This window comes from Sphingobium cupriresistens LL01 (genome assembly GCF_001046645.1).
Classification (GTDB): domain Bacteria; phylum Pseudomonadota; class Alphaproteobacteria; order Sphingomonadales; family Sphingomonadaceae; genus Sphingobium; species Sphingobium cupriresistens.
The window spans coordinates 1,711,326-1,737,112 of record NZ_KQ130434.1 but is presented as its reverse complement, the minus strand read 5'-3'; the positions used below and the strand labels follow the sequence as shown (position 1 = coordinate 1,737,112).

General features: G+C 60.1%; 23 protein-coding genes and 2 pseudogenes. 20 read left to right on the top strand and 5 right to left on the bottom strand.

From position 1 onward, the window contains the following. Window positions 1–95: 95 nt before the first annotated feature. Window positions 96–296 (top strand): annotated as a pseudogene (locus tag V473_RS22850) (NADH-quinone oxidoreductase subunit D-related protein); the annotation flags it as partial. Window positions 297–1,189: 893 nt separating this feature from the next. Here V473_RS22850 and V473_RS22845 read toward each other — a convergent pair. From V473_RS22845 to V473_RS08400, 4 genes and pseudogenes are all read right to left on the bottom strand, one after another. Next, window positions 1,190–1,596, bottom strand: a pseudogene (locus tag V473_RS22845) (DDE-type integrase/transposase/recombinase); the annotation flags it as partial. Window positions 1,597–1,630: 34 nt separating this feature from the next. Continuing rightward, window positions 1,631–2,488, bottom strand: a complete 858-nt coding sequence (locus V473_RS08410) for an alpha/beta fold hydrolase (protein ID WP_244884412.1) — start codon at window positions 2,486–2,488, stop codon at window positions 1,631–1,633. Between the two features lie 133 nt (window positions 2,489–2,621). Beyond that, complete coding sequence (locus V473_RS08405) at window positions 2,622–4,511, bottom strand: FAD-dependent monooxygenase (protein WP_244884411.1); 1,890 nt, start codon at window positions 4,509–4,511, stop codon at window positions 2,622–2,624. 121 nt (window positions 4,512–4,632) lie between these two features. Beyond that, entirely contained in the window at window positions 4,633–5,826 is a 1,194-nt protein-coding gene (locus V473_RS08400) for an MFS transporter (RefSeq protein WP_169793921.1), read from the bottom strand. A 415-nt stretch (window positions 5,827–6,241) separates the two neighbouring features. Here V473_RS08400 and V473_RS08395 point away from each other — a divergent pair, with 415 nt between their 5' ends. From V473_RS08395 to V473_RS08360, 8 genes are all read left to right on the top strand, one after another. Next, window positions 6,242–8,584 (top strand): TonB-dependent receptor, encoded by a 2,343-nt coding sequence (locus V473_RS08395; protein WP_066602560.1) that lies wholly within the window; start codon window positions 6,242–6,244, stop codon window positions 8,582–8,584. 89 nt (window positions 8,585–8,673) lie between these two features. Continuing rightward, a complete protein-coding gene (locus V473_RS08390; protein ID WP_244884349.1) occupies window positions 8,674–10,071 on the top strand; it encodes an aldehyde dehydrogenase family protein in 1,398 nt (465 codons plus the stop codon). Window positions 10,072–10,087: 16 nt separating this feature from the next. Then, complete coding sequence (locus V473_RS08385; RefSeq protein ID WP_201785487.1) at window positions 10,088–11,776, top strand: thiamine pyrophosphate-binding protein; 1,689 nt, start codon at window positions 10,088–10,090, stop codon at window positions 11,774–11,776. 40 nt (window positions 11,777–11,816) lie between these two features. Next, on the top strand, window positions 11,817–12,371 hold the full coding sequence (locus tag V473_RS08380) for a VOC family protein (protein ID WP_201785486.1): 555 nt from the start codon (window positions 11,817–11,819) through the stop codon (window positions 12,369–12,371). After that, on the top strand, window positions 12,368–13,138 hold the full coding sequence (locus V473_RS08375; RefSeq protein WP_066602554.1) for an SDR family oxidoreductase: 771 nt from the start codon (window positions 12,368–12,370) through the stop codon (window positions 13,136–13,138). The genes V473_RS08380 and V473_RS08375 overlap by 4 nt, the downstream gene beginning before the upstream one ends. Window positions 13,139–13,151: 13 nt before the next feature. Further along, window positions 13,152–13,904, top strand: a complete 753-nt coding sequence (locus V473_RS08370) for a glucose 1-dehydrogenase (protein WP_066602549.1) — start codon at window positions 13,152–13,154, stop codon at window positions 13,902–13,904. Continuing rightward, window positions 13,882–14,898, top strand: a complete 1,017-nt coding sequence (locus tag V473_RS08365; RefSeq protein WP_082679018.1) for a Rieske (2Fe-2S) protein — start codon at window positions 13,882–13,884, stop codon at window positions 14,896–14,898. The genes V473_RS08370 and V473_RS08365 overlap by 23 nt, the downstream gene beginning before the upstream one ends. 207 nt (window positions 14,899–15,105) lie before the next feature. Further along, window positions 15,106–15,891, top strand: coding sequence for an IclR family transcriptional regulator (locus V473_RS08360; RefSeq protein WP_129926989.1), 786 nt, complete (start codon window positions 15,106–15,108; stop codon window positions 15,889–15,891). A 26-nt stretch (window positions 15,892–15,917) separates the two neighbouring features. On the opposite strand, the gene V473_RS08355 is transcribed toward V473_RS08360, so the two are convergent. Beyond that, window positions 15,918–16,841 (bottom strand): LysR family transcriptional regulator, encoded by a 924-nt coding sequence (locus tag V473_RS08355; protein ID WP_066605337.1) that lies wholly within the window; start codon window positions 16,839–16,841, stop codon window positions 15,918–15,920. A 126-nt stretch (window positions 16,842–16,967) separates the two neighbouring features. Here V473_RS08355 and V473_RS08350 point away from each other — a divergent pair, with 126 nt between their 5' ends. Genes V473_RS08350 through pcaF form a run of 11 tightly spaced genes read left to right on the top strand, consistent with a single transcriptional unit; the run spans window position 16,968 to window position 25,784 of the window. Next, window positions 16,968–18,125 carry a muconate/chloromuconate family cycloisomerase gene (locus tag V473_RS08350; protein ID WP_066602541.1) on the top strand — a complete coding sequence of 386 codons (1,158 nt, stop codon included), beginning with the start codon at window positions 16,968–16,970 and terminating at the stop codon, window positions 18,123–18,125. A gap of 5 nt (window positions 18,126–18,130) precedes the next feature. Next, a complete protein-coding gene (gene catC, locus V473_RS08345) occupies window positions 18,131–18,421 on the top strand; it encodes a muconolactone Delta-isomerase (protein WP_037511893.1) in 291 nt (96 codons plus the stop codon). Window positions 18,422–18,459: 38 nt separating this feature from the next. After that, window positions 18,460–19,386: a dioxygenase family protein gene (locus V473_RS08340; protein ID WP_066602537.1), complete on the top strand. Its 927-nt coding sequence runs from the start codon at window positions 18,460–18,462 to the stop codon at window positions 19,384–19,386. A 26-nt stretch (window positions 19,387–19,412) separates the two neighbouring features. After that, a complete protein-coding gene (locus V473_RS08335) occupies window positions 19,413–20,765 on the top strand; it encodes an SRPBCC family protein (protein ID WP_066602534.1) in 1,353 nt (450 codons plus the stop codon). Next, the gene (benB, locus tag V473_RS08330) at window positions 20,762–21,277 is read left to right on the top strand and encodes a benzoate 1,2-dioxygenase small subunit (protein WP_066602526.1); all 516 of its coding nucleotides are present in this window, start codon (window positions 20,762–20,764) and stop codon (window positions 21,275–21,277) included. Before V473_RS08335 ends, benB begins: the two co-directional genes overlap by 4 nt. A gap of 10 nt (window positions 21,278–21,287) precedes the next feature. Continuing rightward, window positions 21,288–22,073 carry a benzoate diol dehydrogenase BenD gene (benD, locus tag V473_RS08325; RefSeq protein WP_066602524.1) on the top strand — a complete coding sequence of 262 codons (786 nt, stop codon included), beginning with the start codon at window positions 21,288–21,290 and terminating at the stop codon, window positions 22,071–22,073. A gap of 39 nt (window positions 22,074–22,112) precedes the next feature. Continuing rightward, entirely contained in the window at window positions 22,113–22,820 is a 708-nt protein-coding gene (locus V473_RS08320) for a CoA transferase subunit A (protein WP_066602522.1), read from the top strand. Next, window positions 22,820–23,467, top strand: a complete 648-nt coding sequence (locus tag V473_RS08315) for a 3-oxoacid CoA-transferase subunit B (RefSeq protein ID WP_066602519.1) — start codon at window positions 22,820–22,822, stop codon at window positions 23,465–23,467. Before V473_RS08320 ends, V473_RS08315 begins: the two co-directional genes overlap by 1 nt. 15 nt (window positions 23,468–23,482) lie before the next feature. Next, window positions 23,483–23,800 carry a 2Fe-2S iron-sulfur cluster-binding protein gene (locus tag V473_RS08310; RefSeq protein ID WP_066602518.1) on the top strand — a complete coding sequence of 106 codons (318 nt, stop codon included), beginning with the start codon at window positions 23,483–23,485 and terminating at the stop codon, window positions 23,798–23,800. A 2-nt stretch (window positions 23,801–23,802) separates the two neighbouring features. Continuing rightward, the gene (pcaD, locus tag V473_RS08305; RefSeq protein WP_066602517.1) at window positions 23,803–24,573 is read left to right on the top strand and encodes a 3-oxoadipate enol-lactonase; all 771 of its coding nucleotides are present in this window, start codon (window positions 23,803–23,805) and stop codon (window positions 24,571–24,573) included. Between the two features lie 5 nt (window positions 24,574–24,578). Next, window positions 24,579–25,784 carry a 3-oxoadipyl-CoA thiolase gene (gene pcaF, locus V473_RS08300; protein WP_066602510.1) on the top strand — a complete coding sequence of 402 codons (1,206 nt, stop codon included), beginning with the start codon at window positions 24,579–24,581 and terminating at the stop codon, window positions 25,782–25,784. Window positions 25,785–25,787 lie beyond the last annotated feature (3 nt).

Sequence of the window (25,787 nt, the reverse complement as noted above, 5' to 3'; positions counted from 1 at the left end):
GGGTCGAATGCCATCTGCTGTTGCAGCGCATGCGCGACGTCGCTGGCGAACTAACCTAGTGAGCATTTCGACGCAGTAGATTAGCGGATTAGCTTGTCGCTACGGAAAGCCCGAAAGTTGAGTTTGGTGTCCTCCTCGTGAGCGATGGACCAAACAAGCCGTATCGGTGCAAAATCCGCCCAACAGCATTCTCTCTCCTGCAATGCATCGATTCGCTTCTGCGAGGCCACATGCTTGCGGATGCGACGGCCGTCCTGGGCTCCCTCGATATCGTGTTCGGCGAATGTGACCGCTAAGTGAGTGTGGCTGCACTACATTCTGCCCTTGGGTCTTTCGGCAAGCGGGCTCGTTACCTGGCTCGGGGACAATTCTTTGGCCCGGCACGAGGGCCGTTTAGTTCTCCACTTTTACTGTCCGTCAGAAATGGAGGGGGCTATCTGCGCTGTCGCCGAATCTCTGGAGGGTCTCAGGTCGACGTCCAGGGACGTATTGCGCCCTCCTTAATCAATCGGAGCCGGGCATGGGGGCGTCGATAACATCAGTATTCGGCAGTCGAACAATCGAGGTTGTGGGACGCGGGAAGCCTTGAGCGGACGCGGCTTGCTTTGCGATTCGATCTGCGTAATGCTCTCGGGCACAGCATGAACAAAAATCGAACATTGCTGGATCTGGCCCACCGAATTCACAACCTAGCTGAAGCCAGTCGGCAGGAAGGGGAGGGTGGTGAGGATTTTGATTTAATTTGTTGAATCTAAAGGAGAAAATTTCCCGAAATCGCAGCTCAACGATAAGTGGGGTAGATTTTGGGGTAAAAATAACGAGCAGGCTGAGATTCCTATTAAAATCAGGTGTTTAGCACCACTTTTTAGGAGCTGCCGGGCCCACCAAAACTACCATTCGGACTGTTCCATGCTATCAATAATCCCTTGTGAAAAAAATTATACGGCCATGAGCGTTCAGAATGGTCCATAGCAGTTTGAAACTGTTCACGAATGGGGGGTAGATTTGGGGGTGTCGGAACTCCGATTTTGGGGTATTTTTCCGATGGCACTCACACATAATCAGATTGCAAACGCCAAGCCCGCATCACTGGATTATAAATTGTTTGATTCGCAAGGCTTGTTCCTGATCGGCTCGCCGGCGGGATACTGGCCTGCTGCCGGTTTGGCGGAGACCAAGACAGGCTCATTCAAGCTACACCAGCTTGTGTTTCGAAGTCGATGGGGCTGACATACCCCAAGGTCGAGTGTCGGCGTGTCGGATTGTAAAATCTCTCGATATAATCGAACATATCGGCTCTGGCCCGATCTCGCGGCCGGTAGACCTTCCTCCTGATCCGCCCGGTTTTGAGAGAGGAGAAGAAGCTTTCCATCGCGGCATTGTCCTTCATCAAGCGCTGGAACTGCTCGCTGGTATATTGGCTACCTTGGTCCGAGTGGTGCAGCAGGGTATCGGCTTACCACGGCGCCAGATCGCCATGATCAGGACATCCGTCACCAACTGGGCCGTCATGGTGACGCTCATCGTCCAGCCCACCACCCGGCGGGAGAACAGGTCGATGACGGCGGCGACATAGAGACAGCCCTCGGCTGTCCAACTCCGGCATATATTTCGGTGGCTCCATGCCGCGTCAATCGCTGGTTCCTGCGCATGGATGATTGCGTCCAAGAAACGAAGCGATCAAGTCGGCGACTTGTCCAGGGCGCTCCATTTGGACGAAATGCCCTACGCCTTCCAATATGACCGGCGGCGCAGCTTGAGGGAGCATCGAGGTCATTTGTTCGACCATCGATTTCATTCCGGGGAAATGGAGGACTATGTCGCGATCACCGCTGATATAGAGCGCTGGAACATCAACCGCGATGTCCGCCCATCCGGCGAGCAGTTCCCAGTTGCGATGTAGGCTGCGATAGGTATTGAGCGCGCCACGAAAGCCCGTCCTGGCAAAGGATGACGCATAGATATCCAGTTCCTGCTCGGTCAGCAGATTGGCCGATGTCGGGGGTTCTTCCAAGCCGTCGATCAGGCGTCCGTTCGCCCCCAGCCGCATGATGGGAACATCCGTGCCGGGCCGTCCGCCCCAATTGGTATAGAACAGCCTGCGTAGAAAGGCTTTCGGATCGCTATCCAGCTCCCGCTCGGCGACGCCCTCCTGCAGAAAGTAGAGCATATAAAAGTCGGGCGGCGCATTGGCCGCGAGTAACTGAGGCAGGCTTGCGTCACCGCGCGGCGTAAAGGGGATGGACAGCGAAACGATAGCGCCAAACCGATCCGGGCGCAGCCGCACGATCGTCCAGCCGACTTCAGCACCCCAGTCATGCCCGACCACCGCCACCCGCCCATGGCCAAGATGATCGAGCAACGCGATCAGATCGCCCAAAAGGTCGAACCCGCTCGCTTGGTCTGGGCCTGGGGCGGCCTGGCTGTCGCCAAAACCGCGCAGATCGGGTGCTATGACGCTATAGCCTGCGGCCACCAAATGCTCCATCACCGGGCGCCAACCGATCCAAAGGTCGGGAAATCCGTGCAGCAGCAATATCGCCGGCCCTTGGCCAGCGGTAACGAAATGATAGCTGAGACCGTTAAGTTCAGCTTTATGGTGGACAAATTCGACCATGATTTCAACGCGCCGACAGAAAGGCGTTGAAAAATTCTGTTAGTTCGCCGCGCGCTGTCAACGGCAGCACATTGGCGACATATTGGTCCGGCCTGACGATCACCATGCAACCGCTATCCCGATCAATCCCGCGCATGGCGTAAATATCTTCGCCTGATTCAATGTCGGGGCAGAAGATCTTTTCCCGATCCCTGAGAGCGAATTTCCCTTTTTCAGGCAACAAGAAGGCGTGGATGGATTCCAGGGCGAGATCGTGATGCGGTTGCTGGAAAACCGCCCGGACATCGATAACATTGTCCTTGTCCGCCTGCGTCGGCGTGCAGCGGCGAATCGGCGAGGCGGGATCGGTTTCGAGGAAATTGCAAAGTTGCCATAAGGCCGAATTGCGATCCGTCGGAGCTGCACGATCGGCAAAGAGAAATATCCGCCATCGGCCGTCCGCCAGGATGGTGTGCCCAAGATGCATCGGCTTGGCATCCGCCAGACGAATGACAGGCGCAGAATGAAAGCGCATACCGATCGGAAATCCGGTTGCAAGCGGTTGGTACGTGGGCGCGCCGGTCAAGAGCGAGGGTGTGTAGCGGGTCGCCGTGCCCGCAGTGTAACAGCCCTGACGGACGAAATAATCCTGTATGTCCTCTGGTGCAACGCCATCCCCGTGTGGATCGTCGGGATTTTTGAGCGGCGCACTGAGCATCCCAGCCCATTCCCGGTCGAAATCGATCAGTTCCTTGGCGATCGCCCGGCGTTCGGCCGAATAGGTCGTAAGGATGTGGCCGGGCGACTGGCCACGCAATACGGCGGCAAGTTTCCAGCCAAGATTAAAGGCATCCTGCATGGATACATTCATGCCCTGTCCTGCCTTTGGGCTATGTGTATGGCAGGCATCGCCAGCGATGAAAACGCGCGGTATCCGCTCTTCACCGTCTTCCGTTGCGACATCGTCGAAGCGGGCGCATAGACGCTGGCCGATTTCGTAGATCGACCACCAGGGCGTGTTCCTGACTTCGAAAGAGTAGGGATGCAATATCTGGCGTGCTGCGTCGATCATCTGGTCTAGCCCGATATTGCGGTGTGCCGCACGCTCGTCCGCCTCCAGCTTGTCAAGTTCGACGTAGAAGCGCGACAAATAGCCGCCCTCACGGGGTATGAGGACAATGCTGCCGCCGCCCGGAGAACGAACCAGTGCCTTCTTGCGCAAATCGGGAAAGTTGGTTTCGACCAGCACGTCCATGACACCCCATGCCTGATTCGCCGAATCCCCCTCCAGCGACAGGCCAAGGGAGCGCCTGACTTCGCTTCGTGCGCCATCGCACCCGACGGCGAAGCGGGCCTTTACGATATGCTTCTCGCTATCTTCGCCGCTAGTGCGCACAAAGGTTGCCGACACCGGATGGGACGCAGTTTCGTCCTTGTCGATATGAAGATCGGCAAGGCGCCAGCCATAGCAAGGCTCCAGTCGATTGGCGGATTTCCGCATATTTTCAAGATAGAAGCCATGCACGCGCGCCTGGTTCAATATGACGTGGGGAAATTCCGAAAGGCCTGGCTCGGTATCCTTCACCCAGCCTCCACGCACGATACCCTGCGATGGATCGGTCGCCGGTCGCCAGAATGTCGTTTCATTGACCCAGTGCGCTTCGCGCAAAACCTGTTCGGCAAAGCCGAATGTGTTGAACATTTCTACCGTTCGACAGGCGATGCCGTCGGCCTGGCCCAATTCGAGGGGACCGTCCTTTTGATCGACGATGCAGGTGTTGATTTCCGGGAAGGCCGCCAGTTGCGCCGCCAGGGTCAGGCCCGCGGGGCCGCAGCCGACGATCAGAACATCGACCTGGGCCGGAAGGGCGTGACCCTCGCCTTCCTTCGCTGCGCCGGCAGGCGATAGGGGCATCAGGTCAGGGTCGCCCACCTTGAAACCGTCATAATGAAATTGCATGATTTTTGGCTCCTGAATATTCTGAGTTTGTGAATCTGGGGCGCCTTGGGCGCGTTGAAGGCAGCGATGGGTGCTGTTATTCCGGGTGAGTGGGCGCGCAATCATGCCGGTGCGGAGGCTTGGTTTCCCGGACGAAAGGCGCGATGCCGGTCGCGATCAGTGCCAGCCCCGCCGCCAGCATAAGCGGCGTATCGTCACCGATTCGGTCGGCAAGCCAGCCTGCCAGGATGGGGCCGATGGCCCCTCCGCCCAGCTGCGCTACTGCAATCACAAGTCCCGTGGCCGTCGCAGCGTCGGCAGGCTGGACGCTTTCTTGCGGCACAGTCGCCATTATCAACGGAAATGTGCCCAGCATCAGGCAACCAATCAGCAGCGTGGCGCCGATGACCCAGGGATTTGCGCCCGCATAAAGCGCGCCCAGCGGGGCAATCGCGCCGATGGCGCTGAAGATCATGATCGCCGTGCGTCGACCATGACGGTCCGAAATAGCGGGAACGATGACGGCGGATATGACGCCAGCTACGCCGATCAGGCTCATGACAAGGCTCATCTGGCTCGACGAAAACTGCAGATTTCGTATCAGGTAGAGCGGCAAAAAGGTAAGCATGACGAAGAACCAAGCGACCGCCGCCAACGCAATAAGCGTGCACAGAACAAGGTTGCGATTACCCAGCAAATGACGCCAGGCATGTGCGCCGTTTCGTTGCGATTGACCATTTTCTGAAGGTGGTGAAGGCGCGGCCTGCGCTGCGATGGCAGGCTCGCGAATGAACCGCAGGATCAGCAAAGCGATGATGAGGCCGGGAATACCGGCGACCAGAAACGCCCAGCGCCACCCAGCGTTTTGAGCGACCGCGATCAGGATGATCGGTCCCACTAGCGTGCCCAGCAATTGTGCGCCGAAATTCTGCACGATCCCCATGTTGAAACCGCGCCGCGACGGGGTGGACTCGACCATGACGATGGCCTGCTTGATCGGAATGACCGGACCTTCCGCAAGGCCGATGAGAATCCGCGCGATCAGCAAGGTCGCAAAGCCCATTGCCGCTGCACTCAAACCGGAAAGCAGGGCGAAACAGGCAAAGGCGGCTACCAGGAAAGGTTTGCGCTTTCCCAGACGATCGGATGCGCGCGCCATCAGAAGGCCGCCAATGGCCCAGCCGACCAGTACCGCCGAACCGATCATGCCGATCTGGCTGCTGCCCAGCGCAAAGTCCGTCGCGATAAAAGGCATGAGGTAAAAGACTGCCTGGGCATCCAGCGCCGCCACGCCGCCTGCCGCAGTCAATATCATAACCATTTTATCTTCGTACCGTAACGACCGACCGCCTGATGACTCCGGTTCTCGGCGGCGATGTTCCTGCCCGAACAGTACAGTTTCATTCTCTCGATACCGATCCTGCACCGATTCGTCCCTCCCACATGCGCTGTCATATCCGTGGCGCTTGAACCTTATATAGCAGATAATAGTCGTAATATGAGAAAAATGATAATCTATTTATCCCGTAAAACGAAAAATAATTGACCTTTGTGTTGAATTGGCCTAATTCGAGTGCGACACGCCGACAGGGCGGGAACATTGAGGAGGGGAAGATATGATCCGGGCTAAATCGCATTTGGGCGCAGGCGCGCGCGGGCGGGTGCATAGGGCGACGCTGGTTTGCACTACCGCTCTTGCGCTATCTATGACATCGGCGGCCTTCGCGCAGGATGCTGCGCCCGTCGCGCAGGCCCAGCGCCCGGAATCCTCGGACCAAGGCGATGCGAGCGCACAATCGCCAAGTGCCGACATCGTCGTTACAGCGCGTTTCCGGTCGGAGACCGTGCAGCAGACGCCAATTTCCATCACCGCGCTGAGCGGTGATGCTCTAACGCAGCGCGGGGTTCAGGGGGTTGAAGGCATCGCCAGGTCCGCGCCTAATGTCACCCTGGAAAAAAACACGGCCGGCTATGGCAAGTCGGTGATCGCCTATATTCGCGGCGTGGGGCAAAGTGATTTCCTGCCCGCATTTGAACCGGGCGTCGGCATCTATATTGATGATGTCTATCAGGGCACGCTCTTTGGTTCCTTGTTTGATTTTGCCGATGTGGCGCAAGTCGAAGTGTTGCGCGGTCCGCAAGGAACATTGTTCGGCAAGAATAACGAAGGTGGTGCGATCCGCGTCAGCACGCGCAAGGCGCGCGGCGACAATAGCGGTTATATCGAAGCCGGCCTGGGCAGCTACAACCGGATGACGATGAAGGGGGCGTTCGACTTCTCGATCGTTCCGGACAAGATGTTCCTGCGCATCGCGGGGGGCTTCAACAAGGTCGATGGTTATATGGACACGATTGATTTCGCGTGCGCCAACCCGACCCTTGCGGGCGCCATTCCGCGCCAGGTTCCGCAAAATGCGGAAGGCAACTGCAAAACCGGGACTTTGGGTGGGCAGCAGACCTATGTCTTGCGCGGCAATTTGCGTATCCTTCCCACCGATGATCTTGAAATCAACATCAACGGCGATTTGCTGGAAGATACCGGCGAGCCTGCGGCAGAAAAGCTGATCGACGTGAATACGGAGGGCACCTCTCCTCTCGCGCTTTATCAGAATGGATCGCCCCTCGGCCCCAATCCGACCGGCTATGGCATACCGTTCGACAAGCGCTTCATCACGGCCGACAAATATAGCAGCTATGTCAATTTTACGGATACGCGCAACAATCTCGCTTTTCCACGAGTCAGCAATGTTCGGTCATGGGGCGTGTCCGGCAAAGTCGATTGGTCGATCAACCCGGATCTGAAACTAACCAGCATATCGGCCTATCGCGCTTACAAGGGCGAATATGTGGAAAATTGGGCCGGCGCCCCGATCCATATCAACACCAATTATTTCAAGCCGACGCATTGGCAGTTCAGCCAGGAATTGCGGCTGAGCGGCAAAGTGTCCGACATCGCCGAATGGACAGTCGGGGGATATTATTATGACGCCAAGACGGAATTGAACGACTATATTTACATCCCGCTCGTCAATTTTGCTTTTTATGGTGTCGATCCGGTCAAGGACCGCGACAAATCGGCCTTTGCCCATGTCGTCCTTCACCCGATCGAAAAGCTGGCGATCGAGGGTGGTCTTCGCTATTCCGACGTGACCAAGACATATACGTTCAATCGCTACGTCCCCAATTCAGGTAACCCGCCCGCAACGCTGCCGGGGTTTGAAAATAACCCCAGCGTGCGATCCGGCACCAAGCGTGTCGATTATCGACTGTCGGCGCAATATACGATCAGCCGCGATGTGATGGCGTTTGCCGTGTTTTCGACCGGCTTCAAGGGACCTGGCGTCAATCCGCGCCCATCGAGCGCCGCTGAACTTCTGCCCTTTGGCGAGGAAGACCTCAAATCCTATGAAATCGGGCTGAAGACCGAATTGTTCGACCGGCGGGTGCGCGCGAATATCGGCGCCTATCGCAGCGACTACAAAAATCTGCAGTTGACGGTTACGCGTACATTGCCCAGCGGCGTGCCAGGTTCCATCACCGCCAACGCCGGCAGTGCTCGTATTCAGGGGCTGGAGGGCGAATTCACGATCGAACCCGTCGATGGTCTCAACATCAATGCATCTGTCGGCTATCTCGACTTCAAATATCTCGACCTTGGGGATGCCGCCAATCAGGTCGGGGGTCCGTGCGCCACGTGCACGACGCCCTTCGTCCCCAAATGGTCCATAGGCGCGGGCGCGCAATATCAGTTCGATTTGGGCGGCCATGGCACGTTGACGCCCCGGATCGACTATTCCTACAAATCCAAGACCTATAATGACGTATCCAACTTCGAGCCTGGCGCTATTCCGGGATATGGATTGTGGAATGGCAGGATCAGCTACGTTTCCCAGGACAAGGGATGGGAAGTTGCGCTGCAGATATATAATGCTGCCGATAAACATTATTTCGTGAACAAGTTTCAGGGATATAATGCCTTGGGCACTTTGCTCGGCCAGCCTGGACTGCCCAGAACATATCTTCTGTCGCTGAAACACAATTTCCAGTGATCATGCTTTGCCCCGGTGTCAGCATCGTAGCTGCGCCGGGGTGAACACTACGCACACATTCGACTTTACTCATGCGGAGAGGTGACAAGATGCACAGGCTTTTGATCGACGGCAAGCTCGTCGATGGCGCCCGGACGATGGAGGTTGTCAACCCGGCGACCGGCAAGGCCTTCGCATCCTGCGCCCGCGCGGATGCGCAACAACTTGATGACGCTGTAGCGGCGGCGAAGGCGGCCTTTCCCGCATGGGCGGCGCGGCCTTTCGCCGAACGCAGACAATTGCTGGAAAGCTATGCTGATGCGATCGACGCGCGGAAGGATGAATTTGCACGCCTGCTGACGCGCGAACAGGGCAAGCCTCTGCCGCAGGCTGCCTACGAGATGGAAGGGGCTATCGCTCTGTTGCGGACATTTGCGGCGATGGAACTGGGTCTGGAGGAGATCCGCGACGATGGCGCGACGAGATTGATCCGGCAATGGTCGCCACTGGGCGTCGTCGCGGCCATCACTCCCTGGAACTTTCCCATGCTGCTGCTGATGATGAAGCTGGCGCCTGCGCTTTCGGCAGGTAATACGATGGTCGCCAAGCCTGCGCCCACTACGCCGCTCACCACGTTGTTGCTGGGCGAAGTCGCCGCGACCATTTTGCCGCCTGGCGTCCTGAACATCATTGTCGATGATAATGATCTGGGTGGTCAACTGACGACGCACCCGGACGTTGCCAAAGTGTCGTTCACAGGATCGACGGCCACAGGCAAGAAGGTGATGCACAGCGTTGCAGACACGCTCAAACGCCTCACCTTGGAACTTGGCGGCAATGATGCCGCCATCGTGCTGGACGATGCCGACGTCGATGTCGTCGCCCCGGCGATCTTCCAGGCGGCCACGCTCAATGCAGGACAAATCTGTCTGGCCGCCAAGCGCGTCTATGCGCCAGCGTCGCTGTACGACGCATTATGTGATGCGCTGGCCAAACTTGCAGCGGACGCCGTCGTTGATGATGGTGACAAGCAAGGGACGCAGATCGGCCCCATCCAGAACCGCGCGCAGTTTGAAAAGCTCAAGGGATTTCTCGATGACGCCCATAGCAGCGGGTCGGTGATCGCAGGCGGCGCCCCGCTCGATCGCGACGGATATTTCATTGCGCCGACGATTGTGAAGGACATAGGCGACGATGCCCGGCTGGTGCGCGACGAACAGTTCGGGCCGATCCTGCCGATCCTGGCCTATGACACAATAGAGGATGCGATCGCCCGCGCCAACGACAGTGAATATGGCCTGGGCGGCACGATATGGACGTCCAATCCCGAACGCGCCATCGCCGTCGCCTTGCAGATCGACAGCGGAACCGTCTGGATCAACAAGCATCTGGACTTGCCCTTCGACGTCCCCTTTGGTGGCGCAAAACAGTCCGGTTTCGGGGCGGAGCTTGGCCGTGAAGGGCTGGAGGAGTTCACGCAATCCAAGATCGTGAATGTCGCGCTTTGAAGATGGAGCAGCTCCAATGGCAATGATAACCGGGGGCGAACTGGTCGTTCGCACGCTCCGCAAGGCCGGGGTCGAAACGATGTTTGGGCTGCATGGCGCACATATCGATACGGTCTTTCAGGCCTGTCTCGATCATGACCTGCCGATCGTCGACACGCGACATGAAGCGGCGGCCGGTCACGCGGCTGAGGGTTATGCCCGCGCCAGCGGACGCCTTGGCGTTGCGCTTGTGACCGCAGGCGGCGGATTTACCAATGTCGTCACGCCGATCGCCAACGCGCATCTCGATCGCACGCCCTTGCTCGTCATCACAGGATCGGGCGCCTTGCGGGACGATGAGACGAATACGCTACAGGCCGGCATCGATCAGGTCGCCATCGCGTCGCCCATCACGAAATGGGCGCATCGGGTCATGGCCACCGAGCATATTCCGCGCCTGATGATGCAGGCGATCCATATCGCCATGACGGGACCGCGTGGTCCGGTGCTGATCGACATTCCCTGGGACATTCTCATGAACCAGGTCGATGAAGATAGCGTGGCGATCCCGCCTCTCGTCCTGCCGGTACAGGGGGCAAGGCCCCATCCGGCGGATGTTGAACAGGCGCTGGATATTCTCGAAATGGCCGAGCGGCCGATCATCATAGTCGGCTCCGAAGTTTCCCGCACAGGGCGCAGCGCGGCGCTGGCGGCGCTGGCGCAGGCAACCGCTGTTCCCGTGTTCGCCGACTATGAAGGGTTCAATCAACTGGCGGATCTGCCCGATGCCCTGCGCGGCGGGCTGATCCAGAATCTCTATGGCTTCGCCAAGCAGGACAGCGCGCCCGACGCTGTGCTGATGCTCGGCACACGCTTCGGCCTCAACACGGTGCATGGGTCGGGCCAGCTAATCCCCCAATCGGCCAAAATCGTGCAGATTGACCCCGATGCGCGTGAACTCGGCCGGCTGCAAGCCATCGTACAGGGAATGGTCGCCGATGTGGGCGGTGCGATAGATGCATTGGCCGAGGCGGCTGCAAGCCGTGAAGCGCGCGATCGATCCTCTTGGACATCGCGCGTCCGGCAACTGACCGATAAACGCTATGACAGCATCGACCGGCAATCGAGCGAGGGTCATCTGTTTCACCCGTTCCGCGCTTCGCAAGTGATTGCGCGTCATGTTGATCGCAATGTAACGGTGGTAGCGGACGGGGCGTTGACCTATCTTTGGTTGTCGGAAGTCATGAGCCGGGTCACACCGGGCGGTTTCCTGTGCCATGGCTATCTGGGATCGATGGGGGTGGGCTTTGGCATGGCGCTGGGCGCGCAGGCCGCCGACCTCAAGGCTGGCAAACGCACCATACTCGTCACGGGTGATGGATCGGTTGGTTATAGCATCGGCGAATTCGATACGCTGGTTCGCAAGCAACTGCCGTTGATCGTCATCATCATGAACAATCAGAGTTGGGGGGCGACGCTCCATTTTCAGCAGCTTGCGGTCGGGCCCAACCGGGTTACGGGCACCCGGTTGGAAAACGGCGCCTATGAAAGCGTGGCGTCAGCTTTTGGAGCGGATGCTTACAGGGCCGATAGCGCGGAAAGCCTCGATGCGGCCTTGACGCAAGCATTGTCCAGCGCGCGCCCGGCCTGCATCAACGTGACTGTCGCGCTGGATCCCATCCCGCCCGAAGAATTGATCCTGATCGGCATGGATCCTTTTGCATGAGCGGCGCCATATTCCGCGCCACCGATCAAAGGAGGCCCGCTTGACCTTGCTGACGTTCGGACAGCCCGATGATGGCATTATCCAGATGGCCTATACCGTGCCGGACCTGGACGCCGCGATGCAATCTTTCACCGCGGATCTTCACGTGGGTCCATGGTTCGTTTTTCGGCAGCTTTCAGGGCCTAATCCGCTCTATCGCGGCGCTCGGTCGCACGCGCGCAACGATATCGCCCTGGGTTTTGCAGGACATATGCAGATCGAGCTGATCCAGCCGCTCGATGACAAGCCATCGGTCTATCAGGAGACGATCGCGGTCAATGGCCATGGCTTTCACCATTTCGGCGTTGCGACCCGAACATTCGACCGGGCCTGCGCAGCGCACAGCGCCAAGGGATATGATCTCGCCTTCACCGATGCCGTGGAGGGTGTAGGCCGCATCGCTTATTTCGACACCAGAGGCGTGTTACCCGGTATGCTCGAACTTATCGAGGCGTCGAGCGAACTCGAAGCGCTGTTCGGAATGATCCACGCAGCGTCGGTAGACTGGGACGGGCGCTGCCCGGTCCGCGAAATACCGTCTGGAGACAGGATATGACAGCTATGCTCGAAGGAAAAGTCGTTGCCGTGACCGGCGGCGCAAGCGGGATCGGTCGGGGAATTGCGCTGGCTGCTGCCCGGCATGGGGCAAAGGCCGTCATCATCGGCGATCTTCACGATCAGCCGCGCGAAGGCGGTGAGACAACCCACGCCTTGATTGCGTTATCGGGTGGCACAGCGTCGTTCCGCAAGGCCGATGTCACTTCGCGCGCCGACATGGACGCCCTCGTCGCCGAGGCCGAGGCATTTGGCGGCATTGACCTGATGGTCTGCAATGCCGGTATAGCCGTTCCGGACGACGGGCCGGAAATTGCGCCGGACGTGTTTCGCAAGCTCATTGCCATCAATCAGGAAGGCGCGCTGCTGAGCGCGCAGGCAGCCATTGCCGCGATGATCGCGCGCGGCAAAGGCGGTAGCGTGGTGATGATTTCCAGCATGGGCGGTTTGCGCGGGGCCGGCTTTACGACCGGGTACAGCGCGACCAAAGGCGCGGTGAATATGATGACGGCGGCTTTGGCCGATGCCCATGGTCCCCAGAATATCCGCGTGAACGCTGTTTGTCCCGGCCTCATCCACACGGCGCTGATTGAATCGTCTCCCGCTGTCGCCGCTGCGATCGAACCCATGTGCCAGCGGATGCCGTTGCGACGCCTGGGTCAGCCTTCGGAAGTCGGTGATGTGGTCGCCTGGTTAGGTTCACCATTCTCGTCCTTCGTCACCGGGGTCACTTTGCCGGTGGATGGTGGGCAGACGGCGATATTGTAGGGAAGGAACGACCATGGATGCGTTGGCAAACAAGGCGGCGATCGTCACCGGTGCCGGTTCGGGCATAGGCCGGGCCAGCGCCTGTGCAATGGCGCGATCGGGCGCGCATGTCATGGTGTCCGACATCGACGAATGGTCGGCAATGGAAACCGTGCAGATCATTCGGGACGCCGGTGGCATTGCGCAGGCCTGCTGTGGCGATGTGACGCAGGCGGAATTTGCCGAACGGCTGGTGGCGGCGACCATCGCAGCGTTCGGAGCTCTGGACATCGCGCACAATAATGCGGGCGTTGAAGCCGCGATGGCTCCGGTTGGGGATGCGCTGGAAGCTGATTTCGACCGGGTCATCGCGGTAAACCTAAAAGGGGTTTGGCTGTGTATGCGTGCTCAAATTCGGCAGATGTCCGTTCGGGGCAAGGGGGCCATCGTCAACACAGCTTCCGTTGGGGGGCTTGTGGGTGTTCCGGGCAATGCCGCCTATAGCGCGGCCAAGCATGGCGTGGTTGGATTGTCTAAATCGGCGGCGGTGGAATATGCAACGGCGGGTATTCGGATAAACGCCCTTTGCCCTGGTCTGACCAGGTCGGGCATGACTGACCGCCTGTTTGCCGCCCGTCCAGAATTGAAGCAGCAAATCATGCCGCCGATGCAGCGTTTGGCAGATCCGGCCGAAATAGCGGCGACCGTCGTCTTCCTGCTGTCCGACGTGGCGTCGTACATGACTGGACAGGCGATCGCGGTCGATGGGGCCGCCACAGCGATCTAAACATAGTGATTACAGGAGCATGGCAATGCGAGCATATATTGACATGAAGCCAGGCAGCGAACCGCTTTATTGGGAAGATGGCGCACATTTTCAGGCATGGTATCCGGTATCCGAAGCAAAGGCGCTTCAGGCAGGCAAGATCATCGGCCGCCAGTTTCTCGGCTCCAAAATCATCCTTTACCGCGATGCGCAGGGACGCCCGGTGGCGCAGACGGCCTATTGCGCACATCTGGGCGCGGATCTGTCGGACGGCGATATGGTTGATGGACAGGTGCGTTGCCCCTATCATCATTGGCGCTATGGTCCTGATGGTCATTGCACTCACATCGCGTCCGGCCACCGCCCGCCGCGTTCGGCACGCCTGTTCAACTATCCTGTCGCGGAAAAATGGGGGCTTATCTGGGTTTTCAACGGGACAGAGCCGCTTTACGAAGTGCCCAGTTTCGACGGTGACGAGAGCGATTATCTGTTCACTGCGCGTGAGCGGCCCGATGTCATCCTGACCGATAGCTGGATACAGGGAACCAACGGGCTTGACTTTCAACACCTCACCGCCGTTCACAATATGCCTGAAACGGCAAAGCCGGGCGAAGTCACCTTTAACGAATTCACGATCGAATATCCGCTGACATTCATGTCGCCTGACGGGTTTAATCGCATGTATGCCGCCAATTGCCTGGTGTCACACTGGACATTGCCGCTGCCCACCAATTGCTATGTCATTTTCTGCACAAACGCACCGGAGCCGGGCCGTTCGGAATCCTTTTGGGTTGCCGCGGTAAAGCAAATGCCCGATGAAACCCGCGCGCAGGCAGAGGAACGGCTCGCCGCACTCGACCAGTTTCTGTTCGGATTTTTCGGGGAGGACGAATATGTCCTCAACGGGCTGCGACTGCGGCTGCCGGGCAAGGCGAAGTTGATAAAAGACGATTTCTATCTAGGAAAATTCTTTACCTGGCTGGATCGCTTTCCAAGAGCGGCTCCGCTGGACTGACGAGCGCAAGGCCCGGTGCGCCGTCCCCACCAGCGTCCTGGACCGCGTTCGACCCATGACAATCTTGCTGGAAAGCCAACGGATTTGGCCGACATCATGCACCACTCCATTGCCTGATGTCGGCAGTTGCGGCATGGTCGTTCGGATGATTGGAGAGAAAGTCGATATGGCTTGGATCGCGAAGGCCATGATGCGGGGCATGGCATAATGGCGGCGACTGCCGATCGAGTCTTGGGCGTGCTCGACCTTTTCAGCGGCGATCAGGCGGAATGGACGGTGGAAGAGGCGGCAGATGCTTTGCAACTCCCGGTCAGTACCGCCTATCGTTATTTTCGCAGCCTGTCGAAGTCCGAACTCATCGTCGCCTATGCTGCTGGCCGATACGTCCTTGGGCCGGCCATTATCCAGCTGGATCGCCAGTTGCGACTGAACGATCCCTTCATTACGGCTGCTCAGCCGGAAATGGCGCGGCTGGCCGCCGTTATCGGTGGCAACGCAGTCGTCATGCTCGCTCGGCTCTACCATGATAAGGTCATCTGCGTTCACCAGGAAGAAGTCGGGACATTGGGTGGCGTCAGTTATCAAAGGGGCCGCCCCATGCCTCTGGATCGCGGCGCCGCATCGAAAGTGATCCTGGCCAACATCAATGCGAAAATGATGCGGGGGCTTCCCGGTTTGACGCAGGGGCAGGCCAGCTCGGATCAGCGACCTGTGGACCCGGATCTTCGCGCCAGATTGCGTCAAATCCGCCAGCAGGGCTTCGCCGTCACGGAAGGCGAGATTGACGAAGGGAAAAGAGGTATCGCCGTGCCGGTATTTCGCGCCGATCAGTCGCTTGAAGGCAGCCTGTCCCTTGTCATGGAACAGTCGCGGCCTGATCAGGCGGCAACAATCGAAGCGCTGATAAATGCGCGTAAAGCGATCGAGGCTACTATCGCGATCCGGGCGACGATCATTCCGGCAGACACATGCGAATATGAGCAGGGTTCCTGAATAATCGGGTCTGCAACCTATTGTAATCAATCAAAATCATGTATCGCTGTGGGGCGCGCATATCCCCACTCCGCATATTTCCTGGCGACGACTTCCGTCAGAACGACAATTTCTGGTGAGTGGTCGCCAAAGCGATGGCTCATGATAATGGGCGATGTGACGGGCTCGACCAATTCTCGATAGGCGACATCGTGGCTGCGCGCGCGGCGGACGGACTCCGGCACGATTGCCATTCCTTCCTCGGCGGCGACGAGACCGATCGCAATCTGCAACTCGCGCGCTTCATGCGCGATCCGGGGTTCGACGGCATGGTCGCGGAACAGCGAGATCACCTGGTCTGCATAACTGGGCCTTGGTTGGCGCGGATAGATGATTTGCGGTTCGCGGGCCAGTTCGCGAATGGATACCGGGCCGCTCTGCCTGGCAAGCGGATGGTCGATCGGAAAGGCGGCGATCAATTGCTCATTGCGCAAGACGATCCGTCGGACGGCAGGATCGTCAAAGCGAATTCGCCCGAACCCTACGTCGATCCGCCCTTCCTTCAATGCTGTAATCTGTTCCAGCGTCGTGCTTTCCACCATGACCAACTCGACATTTTCGGCTGCCTTGCGATATTCGCGGATCAGTTCGGGCAGGCGGGCATAGATGGTCGATGCCACGAAGCCGATAACAAGCTGTCGGCGCTTGCTCGTCGCAGCGGCCTTCATCATCATTTCCATGTCTTCCATCCGGGACAGCATCTGCAATGCCTGGACATAAAGCAGTTTGCCCGCGGCGGTCAGCCGCAAGGGCCGGGTTGATCGGTCCAGTAGGGTGGATCCCAAATGGCTTTCCAGTTGCTGAATGGCGCGGGAAAGGGGCGGCTGCGCGATATGGAGCCGGGCCGCAGCACGGTTGAAATTTCCTTCATCCGCGATGGCGACAAAATAACGAAGAAGGCGCAAATCCAGCATCGATCATACCTCCAGGGTATGAACATAGTACCGCATTGATCTTTGAACTTGCAAGGCGAAAGCGGTAGGCAAAGTGTCGGAAACCCAGACAAGCGGGTCTGAATATGCGGGAGAGTGACCGTCATGGCGATGCTGGATCATGCCGATACCTTCATTGTTGATGTACCGACGATCCGACCACATGTGCTGGCGATGGCGACCATGCACGCACAGACGATGGTGATTGTGCGCCTGGTGGACGCCGATGGGGTCGACGGCGTAGGCGAAGGCACAACGATCGGCGGTCTGAGCTATGGCGAAGAAAGCCCGGAAAGTATCAAGTCCGCGATAGACACCTATATCCTGCCTATCTTGAGACACTGCGACATCGCCTGCGTCGCCGCAACGATGGCCAAGGTCGAAAAATCGGTGAGGGGTAACCATTTCGCCAAATGCGCGGTCGAAACGGCACTGCTCGACATGGCCGGCAAACGGCTGGGCGTTCCCGTGTCAGAGTTGATCGGTGGTGGCCGGGTGCGCGACAGCCTGCCCGTCGCCTGGACACTGGCCAGCGGCGACACCGCGCGCGACATTGCCGAGGGCGAGGAGATGCTCGATCGCCGGCGCCATCGCATCTTCAAGCTGAAGATCGGAAAGCGCGAAGTGCGCGACGACGTCGCCCATGTTGGCGCCATCTGCAAGGCGCTGGGCGACCGCGCCAGCGTGCGCGTCGATGTCAACCAGAACTGGACGGAGGCGCAGGCCAGGATCGGCATGGCCATGCTGCATGATGTCGGCTGCGATCTGGTCGAACAGCCTATCGCTGGCGACGCGATCGCCGCCATGGCGCGCCTGTCCAAAGGGCAGCCGATACCGCTGATGGCGGACGAGGCATTGAATGGCCCGCGCAGTGCGATGCGGATCGCTTCTGCCCATGCCGCCAGCGTCTTCGCGCTCAAGATCGCCCAGTCGGGCGGCCTGTTCGCTACGGCCGACGTAGCCGCGATCGGTACGGCGGCGGGTATCGGTCTTTATGGCGGTACGATGCTGGAGGGCGGGGTCGGCACGGTCGCGTCGGCGCATGTCTTTGCGACGCTGCCCGACCTGGCATGGGGCACCGAATTATTCGGCCCGCTGCTCCAGACCGAGGACATATTGCGCGAACCGCTTGGCTATGCCGATTTCTCGCTCGCGGTTCCGACCGGGGCGGGTCTGGGCATCGCATTTGACGAGGACAAGCTCGCCTTCTTCCGGCGCGACCGCACGTCGCCCATTCTGCACGCCGTTACCGCAGGAGCCTGAAACCCATGCTGTTCATGGTCGAAATGGACGTCAATATCCCGCTGGATTTCGATGCGGCGGAAGCCGCCCGGATCAAGGCGGCGGAAAAGGCCTATTTTCAGACACTGCAGGCCGCCGGCACCTGGCGCCATATCTGGCGCAAGGTCGGCCTCTATTCCAACGTCTCGATCTTCGATGTCGAGAGCAATGCCGCCCTGCACGACACGCTGATGGCGCTGCCGCTCTACCCCTTCATGACGATGAAGATCACGCCGCTCTGCCGCCATCCTTCCTCGATCCATGAGGATGATCGCTGATCGTCCGACACAGACCGCATAGCTTAGGAGAGAAGAATATGGGTATCAGCTTCGTAAAAACACCGGAAATCCAGAACCTGCTCGACCGTGTCGCGGGCCTGGAGTCGGACAGCGGCGACGCCCGCATGAAAGGCATCATGCGCGATCTGATCGAATCCTGCATGACTATCATCGCCCGCTATGATGTCAGCGAGGACGAGGTGTGGAACGCTGTCAGCTTCCTGCAGGGCGCGGCCGGCGCTGGCGAACTGGGCCTGTTGATGCCTGGCGTTGGCCTGGAGCATTTCATCGATCTCTACATGGACGCCAAGGATGCCGAAGCGGGCAAGTCGGGTGGCACGCCGCGCACGATCGAAGGGCCACTCTATGTCGAGGGTGCGCCGATCGTCGAGAGCGGCGCTTATCTGACCGATGATGCCGACGATACTGATACGCTCTACATGACCGGCCGCATCATCGGCCCGGATGGCGAGGCGGTGACCGAAGGGCTGGTTCATGTCTGGCATGCGGACTCGCACGGCTTCTATTCGCATTTCGACCCGACCCACATGCAGACGCCGTTCAACAACCGGCGCCGGTTGAAGATCGCGGCTGACGGCACCTATGCCTTCTCGTCGAAGATGCCGAGCGGCTATTCGGTGCCGCCGGGCGGCGCATCCGACACGCTGATGAAGGCGCTCGGCCGGCACGGCAATCGCCCCGCCCATGTGCATTTCTTCATCGAGGCACCGGGCTATCGCCGCCTGACCACGCAGATCAATTTCGGCGATGATCCATTCGCCGCCGACGATTTCGCCTTCGGCACCCGCGAAGGGCTGCTGCCGGTGCCCAACCGTCAGGGCGACAGCGCGCATATCGCCTTCGATTTCCATCTGCAGCGTGCGGACGATGACGGCGATGAGGCCTTCTCGACCCGCAAGCGCCTGGTGGTGGATAGTGTCGAACCGGTCGCAGAACCGGCCTGAGAGGAGAGAGGATGATGACCAGCCCCATGGCGTTCCTGCGCGACCGTGTTGAAACCGCGGTCGTGGACGATCCGGAAACCGGCATCTTTCGCTGCCGCCGCGACGTTTTCACCGACCCCGAACTGTTCGATCTTGAGATGAAATATATCTTCGAGAGCAATTGGGTCTATCTGGCCCATGAAAGCCAGGTCGAGAAGAAGAACGACTATTTCACCACCTGGATCGGTCACACCCCGGTGATCCTGACGCGGGCCAAGGATGGCGGCCTCAATTGCGTGGTCAACGCCTGCGCGCATCGCGGGGCAAAGCTGTGCCGCCGGAAGCGGGGCAACCAGCCCCTGTTCGTGTGCCCCTTCCACGGCTGGAGCTTCACGACCGACGGTAAGCTGCTCAAGGCCAAGGACGCCAGCACCGGGGCTTATCCTGACAGTTTCGACCATGAGGGGTCGCACGACCTGACCATGGTGCGGGTGGAAAGCTATCGCGGCTTCATCTTCGGGTCGCTCAATCATGATGTCCTGCCGCTGGAGGATCATCTGGGCGAGGCGAAGGTCATCATCGACCAGATGGTCGACCAGGCGCCCGAAGGGCTGGAGGTGCTGACCGGCAATTCTACCTACACCTTCCATGGCAACTGGAAGATGCAGATGGAAAATGGCTGCGACGGCTATCATGTCAGCTCGGTCCATGAAAATTACCAGTCGACCATGGGCCGCCGCGCCGAAGGCGGTACCAAGGCGGTCGACGCGAATGGCTGGTCGAAGGCGCCGACGAGTGGTGTCTATGGCTTCGAACATGGCCATATCCTGCTCTGGACGCAGGTGCTGAACCCTGAAGTGCGCCCGGTCTGGGATCTCAAGGACGATCTCGTCGATCGCCTGGGCGCGGACAAGGCGAAATTCATCCTGGAACAGACGCGCAACCTGGCACTTTATCCCAATGTGTTCCTGATGGACCAGTTTTCCACGCAGATCCGCGTGGTGCGGCCGATCGACGTACATACCACCGAAGTCACCATCTATTGCTACGCGCCCAAGGGTGAAAGCGCGCAGGTGCGGGCGCATCGCATCCGCCAATATGAGGATTTCTTCAACGTCACCGGCATGGGCACGCCCGACGATCTGGAGGAATTTCGCAGCTGTCAGTCGGCCTATGAGGGTGCGGGCGAATTGTGGAACGACCTGAGCCGCGGCGCGACCCGCTGGATCGCGGGGCCGGACGCCAATGCGACCGCGATGGGCATGAACCCGCTGCTGTCGAGCGAACGCAGCGAAGATGAAGGCCTGTTCGTGCGCCAGCATGAATTCTGGGCGCAGATCATGCTCGACGGCATGGCCAAGGATGAAGGTGCGGCACCGATGATGGAGGCAGCGGAATGACACTGGTTCTCGACAAGGAGCGCGCTGCGCTGTCCTATCAGGACATCTGCGCCTTCCTGTATCGCGAGGCACGATTGCTCGACGATCGCGAGCTTGATGAATGGCTGGACTGCTATTCGGAGCAGTGCGAATATTGGATGCCTGCCTGGACCGACGACGATACGCTGACCACCGACCCGCACAGCGAAATATCGCTGATCTATTATGGCAATCGCAAGGGACTGGAAGACCGCGTATATCGGTTGAAGACCGAGCGGTCGTCGGCCAGCACGCCCGAAGCGCGCACTTCGCATTTCATCGCCAGTATCGAGGTCATGGAAACGCGCGCGGATGCGATCGACCTGCGCTACAACTGGCATACGTTGAGCCACCGCTACCAGCAGACGCAGCAGTTTTTCGGGACGACGTTCGTAACGCTCGATACCGCTGCCGGAACGCTGAAAATCCTGAAGAAAAAGATCGTCTTGAAGGATGATTATATTCACCAGGTGATCGACGTCTATCATGTCTGAGGGCCGATCGATGATTTTCCACGGACGTTTCGCGAACAAGGTGATGGTCGTGACCGGCGCGGCGCAGGGCATCGGCGCGGGCGTGGCGACCCGCGCGGCGGCGGAAGGCGCCCATGTCGTGCTGGCCGACCGGGCCGAATTCGTGACCGAGGTCGCCCAGGCCATCGTCGTTGGGGGTGGCAAGGCGGTTGCGGTTCAATGCGACCTTGAAACCTATGCGGGTGCGGCGCAGGCCATGGTGGGTGCGATCGACGCTTTCGGGCGCATCGACATACTGATCAACAATGTCGGCGGGGCGATCCGTATGCGGCCCTATGCCGCTTTCGCGCCGGAACAAATTGACGCGGAAATTCGCCGGTCGCTGATGCCTACGCTCTATTGCTGTCATGCGGCATTACCTACCATGCTGGATCAGGGCGCCGGCACCATCGTCAACCTCTCCTCCAACGCCACGCGCGGCATTCGCCGGGTGCCCTATTCGGCGGCGAAGGGCGGCATTAATGGCCTGACCCAGGCGCTGGCGATGGAATATGCGCAAAGCGGGATCCGCGTCGTCGCCACGGCGCCGGGCGGGACGCAGGCGCCGCCGCGTCGCGTGCCGCGCAATGCGCAGGGCGACACCGCGCAGGAGCAGGCGTGGATGGCCGAGGCGGTGGATCAGGTGACGGCGTCGGCGTTCATGAAGCGCTACGGCACGCTGGACGAGCAGATCGCACCCATCCTGTTCCTCGCATCGGCCGAGGCCAGCTACATCACCGGATCGGTTCTGCCCGTCGCCGGAGGCGACATAGGGTAAAAATCCGCGGGTGGGGATATCGGTTGAAGGACCAGTAACATGCAGAAAATATATGACAGTCCCATGGCGGCCCTGGACGGCCTGCTGTTCGACGGCATGACGATCATGTCGGGGGGCTTTGGCCTGTCGGGCAATCCCGAAAGCCTGATCCGGGAAATCCGCGCCAGCGGCGTGAAGGGCCTGACCGTCATTTCCAACAATGCGGGCGCGGACGGATTTGGTCTGTGGATGCTGCTGGAAAGCCGCCAGGTGAAAAAGATGATCTCCTCCTATGTGGGGGAGAATAAGCTGTTCGAAAGCCAGTATCTGTCGGGCGAACTGGACCTGGAATTGAACCCGCAGGGCACGCTGGCCGAGCGTATCCGGGCGGGTGGCGCGGGCATCCCGGCCTTCTACACCAAGACCGGCGTGGGCACGGTCGTCGCAGAGGGGAAGCCGGTCGAGACTTTCGAGGGCGAGGATTATGTGCGCGAAACCTGGCTGCGCGCGGATCTTTCGATTATCAAGGCATGGCGGGCCGACCCGGCGGGGAACCTGATGTTCCGCAAGACCGCGCGCAATTTCAACCCGAACATGGCGACCGCTGGCAAGGTGACGGTGGTCGAGGTCGAGGAAATCGTGCCCGCTGGCACCTTCGATCCAGACGCCGTCCACACGCCCGGCATCTATGTGGACCGTATCGTGCTGAGCACGATCAACGAGAAGCGGATCGAGAAGCTGACCCTGCGCGAAAGGGAGGCTGCATAATGGGCTGGACCCGCGACCAGATGGCGGCGCGCGCGGCGCAGGAACTGCGCGACGGCTATTATGTCAACCTGGGCATCGGAATCCCTACGCTCGTGGCCAACCATGTGCCCGATGGCGTCAACGTCACGCTGCAGAGCGAGAATGGCATGTTGGGGATCGGGCCGTTTCCCTATGCGGATGAGGCCGATCCCGACCTGATCAATGCGGGCAAGCAGACCATTACCGCGCTGCCGACATCCAGCTTCTTCTCCTCCGCCGACAGTTTCGCGATGATCCGCGGCGGCCATATCGACATGGCGGTGCTGGGCGCGATGGAAGTGGCCGCCAATGGTGACCTGGCCAACTGGACCATACCGGGCAAGATGGTGAAGGGCATGGGCGGTGCGATGGATCTTGTCGCGGGGGTCAAGCGCGTGGTCGTGGTGATGGACCATGTGTCGAAAAATGGCAGCCCCAAGATCCTGCCGACCTGCTCGTTGCCGCTGACCGGCAAGGCGGTGGTCGACCTGATCATCACCGACCTTGCCGTGATCGCGGTCGATCGTGCGCGGGGCGGGCTGACGCTTGTCGAACTCGCGCCCGGCGTCAGTAAAGCCGAAGTGATCGCAAAGACCGGCGCCCCGCTCGTGGCGCTTGAAGCCGCCTAAGACAGGATTTTTGACGTGCCAAAGCTGATCGTCGTCGACCGTTCGGGAGACGAAAAGACTATCGATGCGGGAGAGGGCATTTCCGTAATGGAAGCCATCCGCGACAATGGTGTCGATGAATTGCTTGCTCTGTGCGGGGGCTGTTGTTCCTGCGCGACCTGCCATGTTTTCGTGGAGGAGGACTGGCGCGGCCCGGTCGGCGCGGCGATCGGGGACGAGGACGACCTGCTCGATTCCTCCGATCATCGTGCGGCAGGGTCGCGCCTGTCCTGCCAGATCATGATGACCGCCAACCTCGACGGCCTGCGCGTCGCCATCGCGCCGGAGGATTGACGATGGCGTTCACCCAGCGTCCCGGCGCCAGTCTCTACTGGAAGCGCGACGGGCGGGATGATGCCCCCGCGCTAGTCCTGCTCAATTCCATCGGCACCGATATGGATTTGTGGGACGCGCTGCTGCCCCGCCTGCGCGCACATTTCGCCGTGTTGCGCCTCGACACGCGCGGCCATGGCGCCTCGACCGCCGATCCGGGCGACTATGCGATGGCGATGCTGGCCGACGATGTGCTGGCGGTCGCGGACGCCGCCGGGATCGAGCGATTCTCGATCGCTGGCGTCTCGCTGGGCGGGATGATCGGCATGGAAGCGGCGTTGCGTGCACCCGCGCGGGTCGAAAGGCTGCTACCCATCTGCACCTCCGCGACGATGGACGCAGCGTCGTGGAACGACCGCATCGCCAAGGTGCGGACTGAGGGTATGGCGGCCATTGCCGACCTCGCCATGGGACGCTTTCTGTCCGACGCCGCCGAACCGGCCATTTATGACGCCGTTCGCCGCCAGCTTTTGACCATGAACGCGCAGGGCTATGCCGGTTGCGGCGCGGCGATCCGCGACATGGACCTGGCCGACCGGATCGGCGGTATTACCTGCCCGACATTGATCGTCACGGGCGCCCGCGACACATCGACGCCCTTTACGGGGCATGGCGAGCATCTGCTCGCACGCATCCCCGGCGCGACGCATGTCGCGCTGGAAGCCGCACATCTGGCCCCGCTCGAAGCGCCTGACGCGCTGGCGGGCGCCATCCTCTCTTTCCTGGAAAGCTGACATATATGGCCCACGCCTTCATCTGCGACGCCATCCGCACGCCGATCGGCAAGCTCAATGGATCGCTCGCCACCGTGCGGGCCGACGATCTGGCCGCGCTGCCGCTTAAGGCGTTGATGGAGCGCAATGCCGGGGCCGACTGGTCGGCGCTCGACGACGTCATTCTGGGCTGCGCCAATCAGGCGGGCGAGGATAATCGCAACGTCGCGCGCATGGCGGTCTTGCTGGCGGGAATGCCCGATGGCGCGCCGGCCGTTACCGTCAACCGCCTGTGCAGTTCCGGCCTCAATGCCCTGGGCATGGCGGCGCAGGCGATCCGCAGCGGCGACGCCGACTTCATGATTGCCGGCGGGGTGGAGAGCATGACGCGCGCACCCTATGTTCTGGGCAAGGCCGGCAGCGCCTTTGGCCGCGACCAGAAGATCGAGGATACGACGCTGGGCTGGCGCTTCGTCAATCCCGCGATGAAGGCCGCCTATGGTGTCGACACCATGCCGCAGACGGGCGAAAATGTCGCCGAACAATGGCAGGTGAGCCGCGAGGAGCAGGATCGTTTCGCGCTGGCCAGCCAGGAAAAGGCGGCGCGCGCGCAGGCGAGCGGCCGCTTCAGCGCTGAAATCGTCTCGGTTTCCATTCCCCAGCGCAAGGGTGATCCGCTCCTGTTCGATGCGGACGAGCATTTGCGCGCGACCAGCCTGGAGGCGCTGGCGAAGCTCAAGCCGGTGGTGAAGCCGGACGGTACGGTGACGGCGGGCAATGCGTCGGGCCTGAACGACGGCGCTGCGGCGATGCTGGTCGCATCGGAAGCGGCAGCGGCTGCGCACGGACTGACGCCGCGCGCCCGCGTCATCGGCATGGCGGCGGCCGGTATCGCGCCCCGGATCATGGGCGCTGGCCCGATCGAGGCGGCGCGCAAGCTGCTGACGCGCACCGGCCTTGCCATCGACCAGATCGACGTGATCGAACTCAACGAAGCCTTCGCCAGCCAGGCGATCGCCACGCTGCGCGACCTGGGCGTCGATCCATTCGACCCGCGCGTCAATCCCAATGGCGGCGCCATCGCGCTCGGTCATCCGCTGGGCATGTCGGGCGCGCGCATCGCTCTGTCGGCGGTGGAGGAATTGCAGCGGACCGGCGGGCGCTATGCCCTGGCCTTCATGTGCATCGGCGTGGGGCAGGGCCTCGCGCTGTTGCTTGAAAATATGAGGTGAACG

What these genes read in the sequence shown, in the direction of transcription:
- V473_RS08410 (WP_244884412.1), bottom strand. Translation starts at nt 2,488, where the DNA reads ATGGAGCATTTGGTGGCCGCAGGCTATAGCGTCATAGCACCCGATCTG.
- V473_RS08405 (WP_244884411.1), bottom strand. Translation starts at nt 4,511, where the DNA reads ATGCCCCTATCGCCTGCCGGCGCAGCGAAGGAAGGCGAGGGTCACGCC.
- V473_RS08395 (WP_066602560.1), top strand. Translation starts at nt 6,242, where the DNA reads ATGACATCGGCGGCCTTCGCGCAGGATGCTGCGCCCGTCGCGCAGGCC.
- V473_RS08390 (WP_244884349.1), top strand. Translation starts at nt 8,674, where the DNA reads ATGCACAGGCTTTTGATCGACGGCAAGCTCGTCGATGGCGCCCGGACG.
- V473_RS08385 (WP_201785487.1), top strand. Translation starts at nt 10,088, where the DNA reads ATGGCAATGATAACCGGGGGCGAACTGGTCGTTCGCACGCTCCGCAAG.
- V473_RS08375 (WP_066602554.1), top strand. Translation starts at nt 12,368, where the DNA reads ATGACAGCTATGCTCGAAGGAAAAGTCGTTGCCGTGACCGGCGGCGCA.
- V473_RS08370 (WP_066602549.1), top strand. Translation starts at nt 13,152, where the DNA reads ATGGATGCGTTGGCAAACAAGGCGGCGATCGTCACCGGTGCCGGTTCG.
- V473_RS08365 (WP_082679018.1), top strand. Translation starts at nt 13,882, where the DNA reads ATGGGGCCGCCACAGCGATCTAAACATAGTGATTACAGGAGCATGGCA.
- V473_RS08360 (WP_129926989.1), top strand. Translation starts at nt 15,106, where the DNA reads ATGGCGGCGACTGCCGATCGAGTCTTGGGCGTGCTCGACCTTTTCAGC.
- V473_RS08350 (WP_066602541.1), top strand. Translation starts at nt 16,968, where the DNA reads ATGGCGATGCTGGATCATGCCGATACCTTCATTGTTGATGTACCGACG.
- catC (WP_037511893.1), top strand. Translation starts at nt 18,131, where the DNA reads ATGCTGTTCATGGTCGAAATGGACGTCAATATCCCGCTGGATTTCGAT.
- V473_RS08340 (WP_066602537.1), top strand. Translation starts at nt 18,460, where the DNA reads ATGGGTATCAGCTTCGTAAAAACACCGGAAATCCAGAACCTGCTCGAC.
- V473_RS08335 (WP_066602534.1), top strand. Translation starts at nt 19,413, where the DNA reads ATGGCGTTCCTGCGCGACCGTGTTGAAACCGCGGTCGTGGACGATCCG.
- benB (WP_066602526.1), top strand. Translation starts at nt 20,762, where the DNA reads ATGACACTGGTTCTCGACAAGGAGCGCGCTGCGCTGTCCTATCAGGAC.
- benD (WP_066602524.1), top strand. Translation starts at nt 21,288, where the DNA reads ATGATTTTCCACGGACGTTTCGCGAACAAGGTGATGGTCGTGACCGGC.
- V473_RS08320 (WP_066602522.1), top strand. Translation starts at nt 22,113, where the DNA reads ATGCAGAAAATATATGACAGTCCCATGGCGGCCCTGGACGGCCTGCTG.
- V473_RS08315 (WP_066602519.1), top strand. Translation starts at nt 22,820, where the DNA reads ATGGGCTGGACCCGCGACCAGATGGCGGCGCGCGCGGCGCAGGAACTG.
- pcaD (WP_066602517.1), top strand. Translation starts at nt 23,803, where the DNA reads ATGGCGTTCACCCAGCGTCCCGGCGCCAGTCTCTACTGGAAGCGCGAC.
- pcaF (WP_066602510.1), top strand. Translation starts at nt 24,579, where the DNA reads ATGGCCCACGCCTTCATCTGCGACGCCATCCGCACGCCGATCGGCAAG.